General features: G+C 37.2%; 20 protein-coding genes. 13 read left to right on the top strand and 7 right to left on the bottom strand.

Features of this window, described 5'->3' with window-relative positions; all coding sequences use genetic code 11:
* The first annotated feature begins 451 nt into the window (after positions 1-451).
* From OE105_RS09235 to OE105_RS09215, 5 genes are read left to right on the top strand one after another with little or no spacing between them, the layout of a single operon-like run.
* Positions 452-1,876 carry an isochorismate synthase gene (locus OE105_RS09235; RefSeq protein ID WP_275419918.1) on the top strand — a complete coding sequence of 475 codons (1,425 nt, stop codon included), beginning with the start codon at positions 452-454 and terminating at the stop codon, positions 1,874-1,876.
* Complete coding sequence (menD, locus tag OE105_RS09230) at positions 1,860-3,608, top strand: 2-succinyl-5-enolpyruvyl-6-hydroxy-3-cyclohexene-1-carboxylic-acid synthase (protein ID WP_275419917.1); 1,749 nt, start codon at positions 1,860-1,862, stop codon at positions 3,606-3,608. The genes OE105_RS09235 and menD overlap by 17 nt, the downstream gene beginning before the upstream one ends.
* A 50-nt stretch (positions 3,609-3,658) precedes the next feature.
* Positions 3,659-4,480: a 2-succinyl-6-hydroxy-2,4-cyclohexadiene-1-carboxylate synthase gene (gene menH, locus OE105_RS09225; protein ID WP_275422152.1), complete on the top strand. Its 822-nt coding sequence runs from the start codon at positions 3,659-3,661 to the stop codon at positions 4,478-4,480.
* Between the two features lie 11 nt (positions 4,481-4,491).
* On the top strand, positions 4,492-5,295 hold the full coding sequence (menB, locus tag OE105_RS09220; RefSeq protein ID WP_420842594.1) for a 1,4-dihydroxy-2-naphthoyl-CoA synthase: 804 nt from the start codon (positions 4,492-4,494) through the stop codon (positions 5,293-5,295).
* Between the two features lie 59 nt (positions 5,296-5,354).
* On the top strand, positions 5,355-6,851 hold the full coding sequence (locus OE105_RS09215) for an o-succinylbenzoate--CoA ligase (RefSeq protein WP_420842515.1): 1,497 nt from the start codon (positions 5,355-5,357) through the stop codon (positions 6,849-6,851).
* Positions 6,852-6,901: 50 nt separating this feature from the next.
* Here OE105_RS09215 and OE105_RS09210 read toward each other — a convergent pair whose 3' ends face one another.
* Positions 6,902-7,879: a metal ABC transporter solute-binding protein, Zn/Mn family gene (locus tag OE105_RS09210; RefSeq protein WP_275419915.1), complete on the bottom strand. Its 978-nt coding sequence runs from the start codon at positions 7,877-7,879 to the stop codon at positions 6,902-6,904.
* 137 nt (positions 7,880-8,016) lie between these two features.
* Positions 8,017-8,262, bottom strand: coding sequence for a membrane protein insertion efficiency factor YidD (gene yidD, locus OE105_RS09205; RefSeq protein ID WP_275419914.1), 246 nt, complete (start codon positions 8,260-8,262; stop codon positions 8,017-8,019).
* A 214-nt stretch (positions 8,263-8,476) separates the two neighbouring features.
* Between yidD and OE105_RS09200 the strand changes: the two genes are divergently transcribed.
* A complete protein-coding gene (locus tag OE105_RS09200) occupies positions 8,477-8,914 on the top strand; it encodes a Dps family protein (protein WP_275419913.1) in 438 nt (145 codons plus the stop codon).
* Between the two features lie 94 nt (positions 8,915-9,008).
* On the opposite strand, the gene OE105_RS09195 is transcribed toward OE105_RS09200, so the two are convergent.
* Positions 9,009-9,254, bottom strand: a complete 246-nt coding sequence (locus OE105_RS09195; protein ID WP_275419912.1) for a DUF6154 family protein — start codon at positions 9,252-9,254, stop codon at positions 9,009-9,011.
* A gap of 210 nt (positions 9,255-9,464) precedes the next feature.
* Complete coding sequence (locus OE105_RS09190; protein ID WP_275419911.1) at positions 9,465-10,331, bottom strand: DUF6612 family protein; 867 nt, start codon at positions 10,329-10,331, stop codon at positions 9,465-9,467.
* Positions 10,332-10,570: 239 nt separating this feature from the next.
* Between OE105_RS09190 and ytkD the strand changes: the two genes are divergently transcribed.
* Entirely contained in the window at positions 10,571-11,044 is a 474-nt protein-coding gene (ytkD, locus tag OE105_RS09185; RefSeq protein WP_275422150.1) for an RNA deprotection pyrophosphohydrolase, read from the top strand.
* A 53-nt stretch (positions 11,045-11,097) separates the two neighbouring features.
* Here the strand turns inward: ytkD and OE105_RS09180 are convergent, their stop codons facing one another.
* The 3 genes from OE105_RS09180 to OE105_RS09170 form a co-directional block, all read right to left on the bottom strand.
* The gene (locus tag OE105_RS09180; RefSeq protein WP_275422149.1) at positions 11,098-11,895 is read right to left on the bottom strand and encodes an ABC transporter permease; all 798 of its coding nucleotides are present in this window, start codon (positions 11,893-11,895) and stop codon (positions 11,098-11,100) included.
* Positions 11,885-12,664 (bottom strand): ABC transporter ATP-binding protein, encoded by a 780-nt coding sequence (locus tag OE105_RS09175; RefSeq protein ID WP_275419910.1) that lies wholly within the window; start codon positions 12,662-12,664, stop codon positions 11,885-11,887. Before OE105_RS09175 ends, OE105_RS09180 begins: the two co-directional genes overlap by 11 nt.
* Before the next feature lie 64 nt (positions 12,665-12,728).
* Entirely contained in the window at positions 12,729-13,709 is a 981-nt protein-coding gene (locus OE105_RS09170) for an ABC transporter substrate-binding protein (RefSeq protein WP_275419909.1), read from the bottom strand.
* Positions 13,710-13,885: 176 nt separating this feature from the next.
* On the opposite strand from OE105_RS09170, the gene OE105_RS09165 reads away from it, so the two are divergent.
* The 6 genes from OE105_RS09165 to OE105_RS09140 all read left to right on the top strand — a co-directional run bounded on the left by OE105_RS09165 (position 13,886) and on the right by OE105_RS09140 (position 19,179).
* A complete protein-coding gene (locus OE105_RS09165; RefSeq protein ID WP_275419908.1) occupies positions 13,886-14,665 on the top strand; it encodes an alpha/beta hydrolase family protein in 780 nt (259 codons plus the stop codon).
* 148 nt (positions 14,666-14,813) lie between these two features.
* A complete protein-coding gene (locus OE105_RS09160; RefSeq protein WP_275419907.1) occupies positions 14,814-15,056 on the top strand; it encodes a DUF2584 family protein in 243 nt (80 codons plus the stop codon).
* Positions 15,057-15,316: 260 nt separating this feature from the next.
* On the top strand, positions 15,317-16,333 hold the full coding sequence (locus OE105_RS09155; protein ID WP_275422148.1) for an ABC transporter ATP-binding protein: 1,017 nt from the start codon (positions 15,317-15,319) through the stop codon (positions 16,331-16,333).
* Positions 16,320-17,246: an ABC transporter ATP-binding protein gene (locus OE105_RS09150; protein WP_275419905.1), complete on the top strand. Its 927-nt coding sequence runs from the start codon at positions 16,320-16,322 to the stop codon at positions 17,244-17,246. Before OE105_RS09155 ends, OE105_RS09150 begins: the two co-directional genes overlap by 14 nt.
* Before the next feature lie 15 nt (positions 17,247-17,261).
* Complete coding sequence (opp4B, locus tag OE105_RS09145; RefSeq protein WP_275419904.1) at positions 17,262-18,230, top strand: oligopeptide ABC transporter permease; 969 nt, start codon at positions 17,262-17,264, stop codon at positions 18,228-18,230.
* A 40-nt stretch (positions 18,231-18,270) separates the two neighbouring features.
* Positions 18,271-19,179, top strand: a complete 909-nt coding sequence (locus OE105_RS09140; protein WP_275419903.1) for an ABC transporter permease — start codon at positions 18,271-18,273, stop codon at positions 19,177-19,179.
* The last annotated feature ends 1 nt before the right edge of the window (position 19,180 follow it).

Raw genomic sequence — 19,180 nt, 5'->3', positions numbered from 1 at the left:
TTGGTTTAGTATAGGAACAAATAAAAAATATCAGGATGTTTAAAGAACGGACACGAATCTTTTTCAGGCACTAGATATTTTCAACTCCCCCTCCATTTAAATTAAATTACAAAAGGTTCGAATCCGATCTACCAAAGGGTAAATGGTTGTCTTATGCGAATTGATTCTGTTGATATTCGGTATTGTTAAATATAGGTAGGACAGTTAATTCATTATAAAGTTATAACTAGGAATACCCAGTCCTTTTTTTTAAATCAGTAGAAGGTTTTATACTTACATCAACTAGAAGTCGATTAAGTTTCCATTACTTACTAAATAATTCTTTTTTGCATAATGAAATTGTTTACAAAGTTCAAAGGTGTTCAACTGACAGATTCAGTAATTTTCATGTTATAATGAACATTGATATTGTTTTTTGTAGAAAATTTATATTTTTTTTGGAGTGATATGTATGATGGATGTGGACTCTTTCGACGATTTTCAACACACCATTCAAGAGGGACGAAAAAAAGCAAAAGAATTTAATCGGGCTATTCTAGTAAGTGTTGTGGAAAAAATTCAAAATATAGATCCATTATTATTTTTAAGAAAAAATATTGAATCAGTTGCTAAAGAAACTTTTTATTGGGAAAATTCCAGTGGAAATTTTCAACTAGCGGGTGTCGGTTCGGAAAAAATCATTCGTGTAAATCCTCATCCAAATCGATTTGAACATGTTCAAAATCAGTGGAGTGAAATACTTGATCAAGCGGTAATAGATAATCCTACCAATGTAAAAGGGACGGGGCCATTACTTTTTGGTAGTTTTTCCTTCTTGCCGAATATGAAAGTAGAGAATTCTTTATGGGAGAATTTTAAAAGTGGTTTGTTTTATTTGCCTAAATTTTTGGTTACAAAAAATGATAAAGGTACATATTTAACGACAAATGTGTTTTGTTTTCCGGACAAGCCTTGTCAGATCACTAGATTAAGAAAAGAAAGGGATCAATTATTTTTTCATAACGAGGAAAAATTGACGCCTCTTACCTTTGATCAACCGATAATAAAAAATGAAAACGATGAAAAATGGATTGAAAATGTCGGGAAGGCAGTACAGCTATTGAAAGAAAATTATATAAAAAAAGTCGTATTGGCAAGGGAATTGCGTTTAACTTTCCAAAAGGAACGTCCTTTTTTGTATGTGTTAAATCAACTGATAAAACAGCAAAATAATAATTATATTTTCTCCATATCCCACAATGGAGATCATTTTTTGGGTGCAACACCAGAACGACTCGTACGAAAGGAAGGAAATCGAATTTTTTCTGCTTGTGTAGCAGGATCAGCTCCAACTGGAAAAACGTTTCAAGAAAAGGAAGAAATGAAGAGAGATTTGTTACAAGATAAGAAAAATTTAGGAGAACATGCATTTGTTGTTGAAATGATCAACTCAGTTTTCCAGCAATATTGTGATCATGTAAAAAAGCTGAATCAACCGGAAATTATGGAAAATCGGGATATCCTTCATTTATATACACCAGTGGAAGGCGTTCTTTCAAAGGAAAATACATCGATTTTTGAAATTGTTGAGAAATTGCATCCGACTCCTGCGATGGGGGGTGTTCCTTTAGGGAAAGCGATATCCCTTATTCAGGAATTAGAATTATTTGAGCGGGGATTATATGCATCACCGATCGGTTGGGTTGACCATGAATCAAATGGAGAATTTGTCGTAGCGATCCGTTCCGGACTACTGAAAGGGACAGAGGCTTCCATATTTGCTGGATGTGGAATTGTAAAGGATTCCGATCCATTAAAGGAATATGAAGAAACGAATATTAAATTCCGTCCAATGTTAAGGGCGTTAGGGGGAATTGATGTTGAGTCACCAAAGTGATTTAACAAATTTTATCGGGGCATTTGTGGATGAACTTTCTAAATCAGGTATTAAAAAGGTTGTTGTTAGCCCTGGTTCAAGATCGACGCCAATTGCGATGCTCGTTAAAGAACATCCCCATTTGGAGACGATCGTTCACATCGATGAACGTTCAGCTGCTTTTTTTGCTCTCGGTATTGCGAAATCGACGAATGAGCCAGTCGCTATTCTTTGTACATCAGGAACGGCAGCGGCAAACTATTTCCCGGCCATTGCTGAAGCGTATTATTCCCGAGTACCCCTTTTAGCTATTACTGCTGATCGTCCCCATGAATTGAGGGATGTAGGTGCACCACAGACGATGGATCAAGTAAATTTATACGGGAAACATGTGAAATGGTTTGTGGATATGCCCCTTCCTGAAGGTTCAGAAGAGATGGCTCGATATGCAAGGGAAATTTGCTCTCGGGCGATATACACTGCAAAAACGAGACCCTTTGGACCGGTGCATATCAATTTTCCGTTGCGTGAGCCATTGATCCCCGATTTAAAAGATCCGATGAAATACTCAGCTGGTTTAAAGAAACGTGTGCAACTGTCCGTTGGCGAAAAAATTTGTGGGGATGAACATTTTCAAATGTTTGCAAAGGAAATGCCTGAAAAAGGGGTAATTGTTTGTGGACCGATGGAATTATCAGATGAAAAGTTTCGTAAAGCAATCATCCGTGTAGCAGAAGTTTACGGTTATCCTATTCTCGCCGATCCTTTATCGAATTTAAGGAGCGGTACACGGGAAAAGGAAGAAATTATCGATACATATGATGCTTTTTTACGGGTGGATCATGCCCGTCAGCTTTTGAAGCCAGAAGTAATCATCCGTTTTGGCGCGATGCCCGTTTCAAAATCGTTACTTTTTTATTTACAAGATCACCGAGATGTTCCCCAATATGTCATCGATGGAGGACAAGGGTGGCGAGATCCTGCTGGCAGTGCGACACAAATGATTTATTGTGATGAAGCATCCTTTTGCCTTATGTTGTTGAAACACCATTCAAATGGATCGAAAAGAAAGACGGATTGGCAACGTTTTTGGATTGAAATCAATAACAGAGTAAAAAAACAACTAGCCTCTATTACGATTGAAGATTTAAGTGAAGGGAAAATAGCTTTTTATTTAAACCAGTTGTTGCCTGATCAAGCGTCTTTAATGGTTGGAAATAGTATGCCGATTCGAGATGTGGATATGTATTTTCATCGAACGGATCAATCGATAGAACTCTTAGGAAATCGAGGGCTAAATGGAATCGATGGCATCGTTTCTACAGCCCTTGGAGTGAGTTTATCAGCAAAACATCCGTACTTATTAATAGGTGATTTAAGTTTCTATCATGATTTAAACGGATTGTTATTGGCAAAATTATACGGTTTAAAATTAACTATTATTCTTTTAAACAATAATGGGGGAGGAATTTTTTCCATGCTTCCCCAAGCGAAAGAACCGGCTCATTTTGAATCACTTTTTGGAACGCCCATACACTTGACCTTTGAATATGGGGTGCGCTTATATGATGGGGAATATGAAAAGGTGGAATCGTGGTCTGACTTTTTAGAGGCGATGGAAAGGGCGAAAAAAAACGAGGGGTTAACGGTGATTGAAGTATTTACAAATCGAAAAAAGAATGCAGAACTCCGACGAAAAATGCAGGAAATGATTTCCCGGGAAATAGAAAACTGGATTGAATTGGGAAAATAAAAACTGGAGATTATACAGTTTTAAGAAATGAAGGAAGTTTAGCGATGGTTATGAAGATGGATATAAACGGTATGACCTATGCATTTGAAATTTCAGGGACTGGACAACCGTTGCTATTGCTTCATGGTTTTACAGGAAGCATGGAAACGTGGCGACCTTTTATAAAAATGTGGAAAGAAAAGTTTCAGGTTATTATCATTGATCTGCCAGGACATGGTCAAACAGATAGTCCCGATGATGTAAGTCGATATCGGATGGAATCGACCTGTTTTGATTTGAATGTATTTTTGGATCGTCTAGGAATTGAGAACGTCTATCTTCTCGGTTATTCCATGGGGGGGAGGGTCGCATTATCTTTTACTTGTCTGTATCCCAATAGAGTCAAAAAACTGGTATTTGAAAGTAGCTCCCCTGGTTTGGAAGGAAAACTTGAGCGGGAAGAACGGGTTTTCTCAGATGAAAAATTAGCAAAGTTGATTGAAGAAAAGGGAGTTGAATATTTTGTCCATTATTGGGAAAATATTCCCCTTTTTCAAACACAAAAAACGCTTCCATATCACCTTCGTCAAAAAATAAGGAAAGAACGAATGGGACAAAATCCTCGAGGGCTTGCGAATAGTTTAAGGGGGATGGGCACTGGTACCCAACCTTCCTGGTGGCACCAGTTGAATAAGATTCAAATTCCAGTGCAACTGATCGTCGGTGAAAAGGATTCGAAATTTTGTCGGATTGGGAAAAGGATGGAAAGTGCCTTACCAAATGCCCAATATGTAGAAATTGAAAATGCTGGGCATGCAATTCACGTGGAGAAGAGTGAAATATTTGGTAAAATAGTTATGGATTTTTTTATGAATAAGGAGGGTATACATTGAAAAGAGAATGGATTCGTGAACGCGAATATGAAGATATTCTATACGAAACGTATAACGGGATTGCAAAAATTACCATCAATCGACCAGAAGTGAGGAACGCATTTCGACCGAAAACGGTGATGGAATTAATCGATGCCTTTAGTTATGCTCGCGATGATTCAAAAATTGGAGTCATCATTTTAACAGGAGCTGGAGATAAAGCATTCTGTTCCGGTGGAGATCAAAAGGTTCGTGGCCATGGAGGATATGTGGGAGACGATCAAATTCCTCGCTTAAATGTTTTAGATTTACAACGTTTGATCCGAGTGATTCCAAAACCAGTGATTGCGATGGTTGCCGGATATGCCATCGGTGGGGGACATGTGTTACATATCGTTTGTGATCTAACGATTGCAGCAGACAACGCAATCTTTGGACAAACGGGACCGAAAGTCGGTAGTTTTGACGGTGGCTATGGAGCGGGATATTTGGCGAGAATTGTCGGGCATAAAAAAGCCCGTGAGATTTGGTATTTATGTAGGCAATACAATGCCCAGGAAGCACTGGAAATGGGCCTTGTCAATAAAGTTGTTCCTTTAGAACAGCTGGAAGATGAAACGGTAAAATGGTGCGAAGAGATTTTGGAAAAAAGTCCGACGGCAATTCGTTTCTTAAAAGCAGCCTTCAATGCAGATTCAGACGGATTAGCTGGAATTCAACAACTGGCTGGAGATGCCACCCTCCTTTACTATACAACAGATGAAGCAAAGGAAGGGCGAGATGCCTTTAAAGAAAAACGGAAACCGAACTTTAATCAATTCCCACGTTTTCCGTAATGTATATTATAAAAAAGCAGCTTAATCGTACGTTAAGCTGCTTTTTTTGAAAGGAAGTTATGGTACTGATGGTTCAATCGAATATTATTCCAAATTGGCTTATCAAGCGGGCATATTTAACGCCAAACCGCCCGGCAATCTTTTTTCACAATTACACGATGACATTCCAACAATTATTCGATGAGGCAAAAACAGTTGCGGAAAAACTCCATCATGTCGGTGTACAAATAGGAGATCGGATCGGGGTATTGTTGAATAATCATCCTGAAACGATCGTTCTCCTTCACGGACTCCAGCTTCTCGGTTGTGAAACCGTACTTTTAAATATCCGTCTACAGGACGAAGAATTACTTTATCAATTAAACGACAGCGAAGCCATATTTTTAATTAGTAATGAAAAGCTAATCGAACAACATAACGGGCTAAAAAATCAATGGGATCATCCGATTATTTCGATTGAACAACTTCGGCAAGAAAAAGAAAAGAGCTTCCCATTGACTGAACAATTTACAATGGATGATCTTTGTACAATTATGTATACATCCGGGACTACTGGTCACCCAAAAGGGGTAATGCAAACGTATGGGAACCATTGGTGGAGTGCCATCGGTTCCGTAATCAATCTTGGTTTGCATGAAGGGGATGCATGGCTTTGTGCCGTTCCCTTGTTTCATATTAGTGGTTATTCGATTTTAATTCGCAGTGTCCTTTATGGGATTCCGGTTATTTTGTTTGAAAAATTTGATGAAGAAGCGATCAACGAAACGTTAATATCTGGAAAAGCAACCATTATTTCCGTTGTTACTGCCATGGCACAAAGGATGCTTCAACAACTTGGCAATCGATCGTATCATCCGAATTTTCGTTGCATGCTTTTAGGGGGAGGAGGAGTCCCCTTATCCCTTTTAGAAACTTGTAAAGAAAAGGAGATTCCCGTATTTCAAACGTACGGAATGACAGAAACGGCATCCCAAATCGCTACTCTTTCTCCGGAAGATAGTCTTTCAAAACTAGGTTCAGCCGGTAAACCGCTCTTCTTTTCACAATTACAAATTGTAAAGGAAGGGGTGCAAGCAAAACCGACAGAAATCGGCGAAATTTATGTTAAAGGTCCGAACGTGACGAGGGGATATTGGAAAAGGGAAGATGCAAATCGAGAAAGTTTTACCGTAGACGGATGGTTGAAAACGGGTGATATGGGATATATGGATGAAGAAGGTTATCTATATATTGTCGATCGGAGGACGGATTTAATTATATCTGGTGGAGAAAATATATATCCTGCAGAAATTGAACAAATTATTCTTTCCCATCCGCATGTGAAGGAAGCTGCCGTCGTTGGTGTGTTTGATGCACAATGGGGACAAATACCAATGGCCTTTTATGTAGTTAAAGAAGGAAAGAACGTAGATGAAGGAGAATTGATTCGCTTATGTCGTGAGCATTTAGCGAAATATAAAGTTCCAAAACGTTGGATCCAATTAAATGAATTGCCAAAAAATGCTTCGAATAAAGTCTTGAAACGTCTTCTCCGAAAATGGGTGGAAAATGAATAATGGATAAGTAAAAAGGGGGTGGATTTTTGTATTCCGCCCCCTTAACAATTTTATTCAGCTTTTAACGCCTGTTTTAATGTTTCAATATTATCTTCCATAATTGAAAAATAATCCCGGTTTTCTTCAATATCATTTTCAGTTAAAACGGATAAATTATGAATGGATAATGCTTCAACCCCTGCTTCCCTCTTTACAACATCCACGAGTTTGTTACTGATGTTTTGTTCCACTAAAATATATTCCAAATTATAGTCATGAACGAGATCGATGATTTCTTCAAGTTGTTTTTGGGAAGGTTCTTGTGCACTTGATATTCCAGCGATACTTAATTGTTTGAGTCCGTATCGTTTTTCCCAATAACCGTATGCAGCATGGGAGACGATAAACTCTTTTACTTTCGCTTCGGTTGCCAATTGAGTAAGTTGGTCGTTTAATTGATCTAATTTTTCAGCAAGTTGTTCATAGTTTTTCGTGAAAACTTCTTCTTTATCAGGCATTTCTTCAACTAATTGGTCTAAAATAACTTTTGCCATTTCTTTTGAATATACAGGGTCGACCCAAAGGTGCGGATCAATGATGTGATGATGCCCATCACCATGTTCGTCTTCATGTGCATGTTCATCTTCATGTTCTTCAGTTCCGTCCGTTTGAGGTTGTTCCTCCAGTTGAATCGCTTCCCCAACAGCGACGGTTTTCACACCTTCATCTTCAAGGATCGGTTTTGCCTTTTCTGCAAATCCCTCCAAGTCATATCCGATATAAAGAAACATATCTCCTTCTGCCATGTCAATAATATCTTTTTGCGAAGGCTCATAAGTGTGTTCATCAACACCAGGGGGATAGATCGTTTCCACCCGTACGTATTCATCACCAATTTGCTGAGCGAAATATTGTAACGGGTAAACAGTCGTATAGATGACAAATTCATCCCCCGACTCACTGCTCTGCTTTTCTGATTCTGTACACCCACTTAAAAAAGGTGCAATCATAAGGATCAAACTAAATAGAAAAAGAACTTGTTTTTTCATTGTTTCCTCCTTAAACAATATTTTTATAAATCGTATTCATTCCGATTTAGAACCATTCCGAATGATACATGATATTCATTTTTTTGTCAAGAAAAAAAAGCTTCCAAAAAAGAAGCTTTCAAAACAAGGTTTATATCTTAATCACCTTTTTTCTTTTTCCATCCTGGCCATTCCTTCGGTACAGGGTCGATTCCTCCTGGATGGAATGGATGACATCGTAAAATGCGCTTGATGGCTAACCAACCGCCTTTGATTGCTCCGAAACGTTGAATAGACTCATATCCGTAATGGGAACAAGTCGGATAAAAACGGCAAGTAGGTGGTTTAATCGGTGAAATCACCTTTTGATAAAATCCAATGATCCATAATAAAATCCTCTTCATATTTAAATCTTCTTTCTTTTGATATAATTTGTTCAAACATTGTTCAATAGCCTCTCACTTGGGTATCCATGTTTTTCCTTTTTTTATGATAAAATATAAGGAAAGGAGGCGCAAATCGTAAAGAAGGCTCATTTCCTTGTACATAATTGTATCATGTTTAGAAAATATTAGTAAAAGATCTGATTAAAAGAAAAAACGTTTAGGAGGTCATATGATGAATGTGGAATTGAAACAAAATTTAAATGTGTTGACGGCGAATTTTTCTGTTATGTATATGAAATTGCATCATTTTCATTGGTTCGTAAAAGGACCACATTTCTTTAGTTTACATGAAAAATTTGAAGACTTGTATAATGAAGTAACCGGATATATGGATGAGGTAGCTGAACGCTTGTTAACTTTAGGAGAAAATCCTATATCCACACTAAAGGAATGTTTGGAACTTGCAACGGTAAAAGAGACGAAGCGAATTGGTTCGGATGTTGAAATGGTTCAAGAAGTGATTGATGATTTTCAATCCATTGACCAACTGCTTCAAAAGACGATGGAATTAGCCCAAAACGAAGGCGACGAAGTGACAAATGATTTGTTAGTCGGAATTAGTGCCAGCTTGCAAAAACATATATGGATGCTTCGGACCTATTGTGGATAAAAATAATCATTCACATAGAAATTATTATGATTGAAAATTTGGCACCCGTTTGTGCTTGAACTGACAACGGGTGCTTTTTGTGCTTTTTTCACGATTAATGGTAAAAATGTTGTTTGTTCGCCGTCCAATCTCTCATCCGTTTTTTCCGTAAAGCGTTCGCAATATATGTACCGGTTAATTTATACAACTCATCGTAACTTAACTCAGATAATAAATGAAGCAAATCTTCCCGGGATAATTCTTGAAGAATGGAACCGACTAATAAATCGATATCCTCCTCATCATCATCGGTGGTTAAGCTCTCTTTGTAATATTCATATAAATCATCCACAAATTTCATAAAAATTTCCCCCTACTTATGTTTCAAACATTGGATGCGGTAACATAGATTATATTTTAATGAAAACCGATTTGGAAAACAACTGAAAAACTTTTTTTGTGGGAAATAAAATGTCAAGAAGTGGGGTGATTTGGTAGGAATGATTTTCGGCGGTGCAAACATAAAAAAATGGGCCAGACGTTTGCCCATCGTGAAAAAACCCCCTACTGGTTAAAAATCATTTTCTTTCGCGCTATTTACAATATCCTCAGGAACGATGATTTTGTCGATTGTATTGAAATTTTTGTATGTGAAAACGGATTTCTGAAAGAAGCTTATTTCTTCTCCTTCTTCATCAACTTGTAATTGCATGACCATTTCAATTTGTTTCAGCAAATAAGTTTCTTTATCAATGTGAATTTTGTAATCTAATTGATTAAGACTTACTGAACCCATTAGTTCCTCAATTTCCTTTTCCCCTTCTCCTTTCAGGAAATCAATAGTTTCTTCTTTTACGAAATCAAGAAAGGAGTCTCCAGACACATTTAAAGAAATGATGTAGTCAGAGTCATTTACTTTAAAAGAAAAGTCGTCAATATATTTTTTTAATTGTTCGATTTGCATGTAAGGGTCGGTTTTGGCTTGTGGGATATGATCAGCTTTTAGGAACATATCTTCGGGCATTTTCATCCATGTGTTCGAGAAAGGTTCGTACATGAAATACCCTTGATCCGTATAATAGATTTCCATCTCGTAAGCATCCTCAAAATCTGGAACAAACATGGAAAGTTTCTGATGTACTGCTTCCGGATTGGTCGTTACGTCCATTTCTAATGTCATATTCATATGAATCGGTTCAGAAGTAGAGTTTTCAATTACTTCCTGCTCCGATTCCATATAGATAGAGTAGCTATCCAATGAGGATACCGCATCCATTGATTTTTGAAAAACGTCTAGCAAACTCTCCCCCTCTTCTTTTTCCTTCACACTTGTTTCTTCCTTCGTCCCTACTTTTTCAGCTATTTGGTTACATCCTGCTAAAGAAAATAACAATATGGAGGCGAAAAGAATATGAGCAATTTTTTTCAGTTTAATCAACTCCTTTTAATAATTTTGCTGTTTATATATACGTTTATATAGCGAACAGGTTTCAGAATTTAAAAAAATTTACATAATAAATAACAGAAGTAAGTGTTTATTTTAAATTCGTTTCTGAATTGTGATTGTTTGGGAAAATAGTAGTAAAATGTAGAGGGAAAAATGATATCTATTTTGGACGCCTATATTCAACCGGTATTTTGATTGAAGGATTTAAAATGAAAGGACGAATGATCCAAATGTATATTTTTCAAGATTTTTATGGAAATGTGGTTCGTTTAACATTTTCGAAAAAAGAATTTCGTAAAGATGCCCGACATGTATTTGTTATTTGCAAATTTCGGGATTTTTTTGTTTTGACGAAACATAAAAAGCGAGGGTTGGAATTTCCCGGAGGCAAAGTTGAAACAGGAGAAACGTTGGAAGAGGCAGCCGTTCGGGAAGTATATGAAGAAATTGGTGGAGTTGTGAAGTCCCTTGTGCCCATCGCCCAGTACGAAGTGGGCGAGGGGGACTGTCCCATTATAAAAAACGTCTATTTTGCCGAATTATCAGCCATTGAAAAAAAAGAAGATTATTTGGAAACGGATGGCCCTTCTTTAATAAAAAGTGAGTTTCTTCCGGAAAATATTGGGGAAGAATATAGTTTTATTATGAAAGATTCCGTATTGCAATATTGTCTGGATTATCTAAGAAGAGAACATTTGATATAAACGGATGGTAAATTGTTCAATGGGTGTCCATCCGTTTCCTACGACTGTCTCGGTTATTCGTTTGATTTGATTAATTTTTTTTCCAACCATTCGACTCCTTTATACATCAACGTAGCAAAAAGAGCGATAATTAATAAGGATAATAGGACTAAAGTGAAATTAAATACTTGGAATCCGTAAATAATCAAGTATCCGAGTCCTTGTTTGGAAACTAAAAATTCTCCGACGATTACACCTACCCATGCGAGGCCGACATTGACCTTCAATGAAGAAATAATCGTTGGAAAGGAAGAAGGTAAAATAGCTTCCCAAAAACATTGAAATCTTGTGGCCCCAAAAGTTTGAAGTACTTTTACATAATTTGGATCCACGTTTCGAAAGGATGAATATACGACAATCGTTGTAATGATGACGGCGATGATTGCGCCCATAGTAATGATGGATGTCATATTTGGGCCTAAAATAACGATGAAAATCGGTCCTAGAGCTACCTTAGGCATCGCGTTAAAAATGACGAGATATGGATCTAACACCTTTGATAAAAAAGGTGACCACCACAAAATGGCTGCGAAAATGACCCCTGCTCCTGTTCCAATAAGAAAACCGAGAATGGTTTCGAATAAAGTCGTGCTTATATGACTCGGTAGGGATCCGTCTGTCATAAACGATAGGAACAAATCCCATATTTTAGATGGGGAACTAAAAATGAGCGGGTCGATCCATTTAAGTCTGCTAGATAATTCCCAAAGGGCGAAAAATAAAAGAAAAATAAGCATTTGGAAAAAAAGGACTTGGCGTCTTTTTCTTATTAAAGCTTTTTTGTATTCATCATGAAGGAGCTTAATATTCATCTTTGTTGGCAAGGCTTTCCAACTCCTTCCATATCCTTTGGAAAAGTACATTATATTCTGGTTGACTCCTTGCTTCTAACGGTGATCGGTTACGAATTTTTTCTGGAACGTCAAAAATTTCATGAATGGTTCCGGGACCGTTAGATAATAAGTAAATCCGGTCGCTCATGGCAATTGCTTCCCCAATATCATGGGTGACGAGAACAGCGGTTTTTTGGAATTGTTTCAACGTATTAAACACGAGCTCTTCCAGTTTCAGTTTCGTTTGAAAATCGAGGGCGGAAAAGGGTTCGTCTAGAAGCAGTAATTTCGGGTCTGTTGCTAGTGTACGAACGAGGGAGACTCTTTGCCTCATCCCACCGGATAGTTGCTTAGGATACATTTTTTCTACATTTGTCAACCCCATTTTGTTTAATAAGACAATGGTTTTCATTTTATTTTCTTCATTTAGTTTGTTCGACAATTTAAGGCCAAGCAAAGCGTTTTCTTCAATCGTCTTCCACGGAAATAAATAATCCTGTTGTAACATATATCCCGTTTTTCGATTACCAAACTGGACGGGTTCCCCATCGATAAACACGTCTCCTTTTGTCGGGGAAATGAGTCCGGCCATAATAGACAAAAGAGTCGTTTTGCCACAACCGCTTGGACCGATGATAGAAATGAATTCTCCCTTTTTTGCAGAAAGACTGACATCAAGGAGAGCGGTCGTCGTCGTTTTTTGGGAGAAATATACGTGGGAGATGTTTTGAATTTGTAAAACGTCCATAAAATGCCTCCCTTTGTCAATGAATGGATAATATATATAGGTCGTACATTCAATGCAATTCAAATTACTCTGAAACTTTTTTAGCAAAATTTGTATTTACAATCTTTTCGTAATCGACTCGTTCAGGAAGTTCTCCCGCTTCATCCATAATATTTTGTAAATTTTCCCATTCCTGTTCGTCCAAAATCGGATCTTCAGCAAAGGATTTTTGGTTTTTATATCGTTCGATCACTACTTCAATCAATTTCAGTTCCGTTTCTTCAAAAAAGGGCTGAATGACTTTTGCTATTTCCGACGCATCCCTTTCATATACCCACTGTTGGCCTTTATAAATAGCCCGAGTAAATTTTTCAATCGCTTGTTCCCGTTCATTGATGGTACTTTCCTTTGCCATAAAAGTTGTATAGGGGATATGTCCGCTTTCTATTCCAAAGGACGCTACAATATAACCGATACCCTGTTGTTCAAACATACTGGCTTGTGGTTCGAATAATTGGACAAATTCTCCAGTTCCTGAGGCAAAGGCGTTCGGGATGTTAGCAAAATCGACATTTTGAATCATCTTTAAATCGTTATGGGGATCGATTCCATTTTTTTTCAACACGAATTCGCCGACCATTTGGGGCATACCCCCTTTTCTTTGTCCTAAAAAGGTCGTTCCCTTTAATTTTTCCCAAGTAAATTCTTCCATTTGGGTTCTAGAAACTAAAAATGTACCGTCTGTTTGAGTTAATTGGGCAAAATTAATGACCGGATCATCGGCGCCTTGAGCATATACGTAAATTGATGTTTCCGAACCGACAAGGGCGATATCGGCTCCGTCCGATAAAAGGGCGGTCATCGTTTTATCGCCTCCCCATGTCGTTTGTAAATCAATTGTTAATCCTTCTTCTTTGAAAAAACCCTTTTCAATTGCAACGTAAAGGGGGGCATAGAAGATTGAACGGGTAACTTCTGCAACGCGCAACGAATCCAGCGTATCTTTCGATTGGTTGCAACCCGCAAGTCCAACGAGTAATATAAATAATACGAGCCACTTTTTCATAGACGTTCCTCCTCAAACCGGAATCAAATGTTTTACCGGTAGAATCCATTTTTCTCAACATAGTTTATGTGTGGAATAAGGGATGTGTGATTCAACAATTTTCGGTTCAAATTCTTTATTGCAAACGGTTATTGAATTTGTTTTAGATTAATTGAGCAAAAAACGGGGGGAGTAAAATGAATGGACAAATCCTTTCATCCGATTTATTTCCGTCACCAAATCCGAATGTTTCTTTATTTATCGTGACGTATTTATCCGAGGGGCTAAAGGTAAAGGGGCTACTTGCAGAACCGAAAAAAGGGGGTACCTTTGAAGGACTTTTGTATTTACGGGGCGGTATAAAAAATAAAGGAAAGGTGCGCCCGGCAAGAGTCGCCCAATTTTCACAAGAAGGATTCATCGTATTCGCTCCTTTTTATCGTGGAAATCAAGGAGGAGAAGGGGTGGAGGATTTCGGGGGAATGGATCGATTCGATGCCTTTAGTGGATTCGAATTGTTAAAACAACATCCCCGTTTAAAGGACAATCGGATTCATATTTTTGGAATTTCTAGGGGAGGTTTAATGGCTTTATGGACGGCTATCAACTATCCGGAGGCTACATCGGTCGTTACATGGGGCGGAGTTTCTGATATTTTTTTAACGTATGAGGAACGAATGGATTTACGAAAAATGCTCAAGCGGGTAATTGGAGGGACACCCTATTCAAAACCGAAATTATATCGGTTCCGTTCCCCTTTATTTGAAATGAAAAAATTATCTTCTCCCCTTTTAATCATTCATGGAAAACAAGATCAAAACGTTTCATTTTCCCATGCGCTAAAATTAGAAAAATATGCACGAACATTGAAAAAACAAGTCGAAACGTGGTATTTCGATAACTTCTCCCATTATTTTCCACCGAAGGAAAATCGAAAAATTACAGAAGCGGTTGCTCGATGGATGAAGAATCAGTAAAAGACAGGAAATCAACGAAAAAGGCGATAAATACTTAAAAGACGAAAAATACTTAACGAATATTCCGTAAAAACTTTAATCCCTCAGTAGAAATATCAATCATTTTCTGATACATTCAATATTAAGAAGAACAAAAGGAGCGAGCAAAATGGCCATGCCCTTTGAACTTGAAATTGAGATCGTTACTGAAGGTAAAGAAAAACGATTGAACGATAATAATTTTCAATTATTAAAAGAGGGGTACCATTTATACCCATTAAATACTCCTCTAAAGGTAAAACGTTTCCTAGATCATAATCCTGTCGGTGAAGGGGTTATTTATAAAATGGAACTTTCCGATGGGATTACGACAATCCAATATAAATTAACAACATTGCACACTACGAATTGATTAAATATTGCCTTAATATTTAAATAAATGCCTAAACGCTGAAGTAATCATGGCATTTGTCTATCCAAGGTGTTTAATATTCTGTCCTTATTCAGCCATTTACATATATTTGACAGAAAATATATTATCTTTAAAAATAACACAAAAAATTTATTTCATTTTTGAAGAAAAAAAATATATTGCAAATATAGTTAATTTATACTATTATTTTAAATAATAATGCTCGCTTATATTTTTATTTTTAGTGCTAGGAGGTTTACATTTTGGGAAAGCCGCTTTTACAAATTAACAATCTAAAGACTTCTTTCCGAATAGGAGATGAATTTTATGCGGCGGTCGATGACGTATCGTTAACAGTCAATGAAAATGAAGTTGTCGCAATTGTCGGAGAATCCGGATGTGGAAAGAGTGCGTTAGCCTTATCCATAATGGGTTTGCACCATGAATTAAATACGAAACTGGAAGGGGAAATACTCTTTCAAAATAAAAACTTATTATCTTTATCAACCAATGAATTAAATAATATTCGAGGAAAAGATATGGGGATGATTTTCCAAGATCCGTTAACGGCATTAAACCCGTTGATGAGAATTGGAGATCAAATTGAAGAAACGATGAAAAATCATTACAATCTTTCCAAGGAAGAAATGAAAAAAAGAACCCTGGAATTGTTAAATAAAGTTGGCATTCCAAATCCGGAACGGACGTATATGCAATATCCGCATGAATTATCCGGTGGAATGCGGCAACGTGTAGTCATCGCCATTGCCATAGCGTGTGAACCAAAATTATTAATTGCAGATGAACCAACTACAGCCCTTGACGTAACGATACAAGCTCAAATTCTCGACTTAATGCGGGAACTTCAAAATCAAATGAAAACTGGAATTATATTAATTACTCATGACTTAGGTGTCGTCGCTGAAATGGCTGACCGAGTAGCGGTTATGTATGCAGGTGAAATTGTAGAAATCGCCGATGTGTTTACATTGTTTAATAATCCTTTACATCCGTATACGAGGTCGCTATTTAATTCTGTTCCATCTGCTGCAGATGGAGATCGATTACATGTAATTCAAGGGATTGTACCCTCGCTAAAAAAATTGCCGAGGACAGGTTGCCGTTTTTCTGAACGGATTCCTTGGATTAAAAAGGAAGCACATGAAGAAAATCCAAAATTGCGTGAAGTGGAGAAAAACCACTGGGTTCGCTGCACATGTTATCAACATTTTGATTTTCCGAAAGATGCGGAGGACTTACATTATGACATTTCTTAGAGTAGAAAATTTAAAAGTTTATTATCCAGTTCGAGGTGGCTTTTTTCGACGGGTTATTGATCATGTTAAGGCGGTTGATGATATTACGTTAGATCTTCAACCGGGTGAAACATACGGTTTGGTCGGAGAATCCGGATGTGGTAAAACGACTACAGGAAGAACCATTATTGGTTTAAATAAAGCTACTGCTGGAAAGATCATTTTTAATGATATCGATTTAACGAGATTGAAAAGACGGCAGTTTCATAAATATAGAAAAGATATTCAAATGATTTTTCAAGATCCATATTCTTCATTAAATCCAAAAAAAAGAGTAATAGATATTATTGCGGAACCAATTCGAAACTTTGAAAAACTATCACCAAAAGAAGAAAGAAGAAAAGTTCAAGATTTGATGGAGAAGGTAGGACTTAGTCCCGATTCAATTTTTAAATATCCTCACGAGTTTTCAGGAGGACAAAGACAAAGAATCGGTATCGCACGGGCGTTGACCGTCAATCCGAAGATTATCATTGCTGATGAGCCTGTATCAGCCCTCGATGTTTCCGTACAAGCCCAAGTACTGAATTTTATGAAGGATATTCAAAAAGAGTATAATTTAACCTACCTATTTATTAGTCACGATTTAGGAATTGTTCGCCATATGAGCGATCGGATTGGCATTATGTATAAAGGTCGGCTTGTTGAGGAAGGAACGAAAGAGAATATCTTCAATCAGCCAAAACATATTTATACAAAACGATTGCTCGCAGCAATTCCAGATGTAAACCCAGAAAAACGTGATGAGCATTTACTAATGAGAAAAGAAGTCAATGAAGAGTTTGAAAGAAATTACGAAAAGTATTTTGATGCTGAGGGAAAAATATTTGATTTGAAGAAAATATCTGATACGCACTCTGTTGCACTACCTTAGAAAGGAGCAGTTTACATGTTAAAGTTTATTGTCAGAAGATTGTTAATTATGATCCCTCAACTACTACTTCTCAGCATCATCATCTTTTTACTAGCTAAAGCAATGCCAGGTGATGCATTAACGGGACAAATGGTGGCAAACCCGAATTTAGATCCTGAGACGATGGAAGAACTTCGCGAAAAATTAGGATTAAACGATCCTTGGCATGAACAATATATCCGATGGATCGGGAACCTATTACAAGGGGATTTCGGAATTTCCTATGTACATAATGTAAAAATTTCCGATTTGTTAGGAAACCGTATGGCGAATACGTTTTTATTAGGTTTATTAACACTGATATTTGCCTATTTAATTGCCATTCCATTAGGGATTATTGCAGGACGGTATCCAGATTCATGGATGGACAAATTAATCGTAGGATATAACTTTGTCAGTTACGCCATACCGTTGTTCGTCTTTGCATTGCTTATGTTATTTTTATTCGGTTATACATTAAATTGGTTTCCAACTGGAGGAAGCGTCGACGTCCAAGTAGAACGTGGCACCTGGGATTGGTATTTGAGCAAATTACACCATTTAATTTTACCTTCTATATCTGCCGCTCTTTTATCAACAGTTGGAACAATTCAATATTTACGAAGCGAGATAATCGATACGAAGCTGAAAGATTTCGTCAAGACGGCGAAAGCAAAAGGCACACCGGAACGGAAAGTATATACGAGACATATTTTTCGGAACTCATTGCTTCCTGTTGCTGCCTTTTTAGGATATGATATCGTCTTTATCCTTGGTGGGTCGATCTTTATTGAACAAATTTTCAATTATCCTGGATTAGGCCAATTATTCGTCAGTTCCATTTCGCAGCGGGATTTTAGTGTGGTAAACATACTCGTTATGCTGTTCGGCTTTTTGTCGATTTTAGGAACACTATTGTCTGATATTATTTTAAGCATCGTCGATCCGAGAATTCGTATCGATTAATAGCTAACAGCATTCGATTTGCATAAAGGAGGGAATAAAAATGGCAGCACCTGCTGTAAATGGAAATGATAAGGAGATAAAATTTGAAAAATCGCCGTCTGGCTGGTCAATCATATTCAGGGAATTAATGAAAGATAAACTTGCCTTATTTTCACTTATTTTGTTTTTTGCGATCGTCATTTACGTCTTTGTATATAGTATGAATATCGGTCCAGATCAGATTGACAGAATTGATTTGAAAAATAAGTATTCACCACCAAATTCAATCCATTGGTTAGGAACTGATTATGGTGGTCGGGATGTATTTAATCAATTAATCGTTGGTGCACGAAACTCCTTGACCATCGCAATTGCAATTACTCTAATAACTTCTGCGATTGGAATAACCCTCGGATTAATTGCTGGTTATTTTGGTGGTTTAGTAGATAATATTATCATGCGGATTATTGATTTCATATTAACGTTACCGACGTTAATGATTATCATCGTTTTTGTTACCTTGGTTCCTAAATTTAACGTTTTGAATTTTATTTTGATTATGTCAGCATTTTATTGGGTAGGAAAAGCTAGACTAATTCGATCGAAAACACTGGCGGAAAGGGAATTAGAATATGTAGCAGCCTCAAAAACATTAGGGACACCAAATAGGAAGATTATGTTATTTCAAGTCCTCCCGAATTTAAGTTCGATTATTATTGTCAATATGACGTTGAATTTGGCAGGAAATATCGGGATTGAAACAGGATTATCCTATCTCGGTTTTGGTTTGCCAGAAGGTACACCGAGTCTAGGTACATTGATTAGTTATTCTCGAAACCCTGTCGTTATGGAAGAAAAAATTTGGGTTTGGTTACCTGCAGCATTACTCATTTTAGTAATGATGCTGTGTATAAATTTTGTCGGCCAAGCGTTAAAACGTGCAGCCGACGCAAGACAAAGATTAGGTTAAA

It is taken from the genome of Fervidibacillus halotolerans, from assembly GCF_026547205.1.
In the GTDB taxonomy this organism is placed as follows: domain Bacteria; phylum Bacillota; class Bacilli; order Bacillales; family Caldibacillaceae; genus Fervidibacillus; species Fervidibacillus halotolerans.
The sequence above is the reverse complement of the archived record's forward strand: the minus strand, read 5'-3'. Positions and strand labels throughout refer to the sequence as shown.

Bases quoted from the DNA above. Each gene is read 5' to 3' on its own strand.
- OE105_RS09235 (WP_275419918.1), top strand. From the start codon at position 452: ATGATGGATGTGGACTCTTTCGACGATTTTCAACACACCATTCAAGAG.
- menH (WP_275422152.1), top strand. From the start codon at position 3,659: ATGAAGATGGATATAAACGGTATGACCTATGCATTTGAAATTTCAGGG.
- OE105_RS09215 (WP_420842515.1), top strand. From the start codon at position 5,355: ATGGTACTGATGGTTCAATCGAATATTATTCCAAATTGGCTTATCAAG.
- OE105_RS09210 (WP_275419915.1), bottom strand. From the start codon at position 7,879: ATGAAAAAACAAGTTCTTTTTCTATTTAGTTTGATCCTTATGATTGCA.
- yidD (WP_275419914.1), bottom strand. From the start codon at position 8,262: ATGAAGAGGATTTTATTATGGATCATTGGATTTTATCAAAAGGTGATT.
- OE105_RS09200 (WP_275419913.1), top strand. From the start codon at position 8,477: ATGAATGTGGAATTGAAACAAAATTTAAATGTGTTGACGGCGAATTTT.
- OE105_RS09195 (WP_275419912.1), bottom strand. From the start codon at position 9,254: ATGAAATTTGTGGATGATTTATATGAATATTACAAAGAGAGCTTAACC.
- ytkD (WP_275422150.1), top strand. From the start codon at position 10,571: ATGTATATTTTTCAAGATTTTTATGGAAATGTGGTTCGTTTAACATTT.
- OE105_RS09180 (WP_275422149.1), bottom strand. From the start codon at position 11,895: ATGAATATTAAGCTCCTTCATGATGAATACAAAAAAGCTTTAATAAGA.
- OE105_RS09175 (WP_275419910.1), bottom strand. From the start codon at position 12,664: ATGGACGTTTTACAAATTCAAAACATCTCCCACGTATATTTCTCCCAA.
- OE105_RS09170 (WP_275419909.1), bottom strand. From the start codon at position 13,709: ATGAAAAAGTGGCTCGTATTATTTATATTACTCGTTGGACTTGCGGGT.
- OE105_RS09165 (WP_275419908.1), top strand. From the start codon at position 13,886: ATGAATGGACAAATCCTTTCATCCGATTTATTTCCGTCACCAAATCCG.
- OE105_RS09160 (WP_275419907.1), top strand. From the start codon at position 14,814: ATGGCCATGCCCTTTGAACTTGAAATTGAGATCGTTACTGAAGGTAAA.
- OE105_RS09150 (WP_275419905.1), top strand. From the start codon at position 16,320: ATGACATTTCTTAGAGTAGAAAATTTAAAAGTTTATTATCCAGTTCGA.
- opp4B (WP_275419904.1), top strand. From the start codon at position 17,262: ATGTTAAAGTTTATTGTCAGAAGATTGTTAATTATGATCCCTCAACTA.
- OE105_RS09140 (WP_275419903.1), top strand. From the start codon at position 18,271: ATGGCAGCACCTGCTGTAAATGGAAATGATAAGGAGATAAAATTTGAA.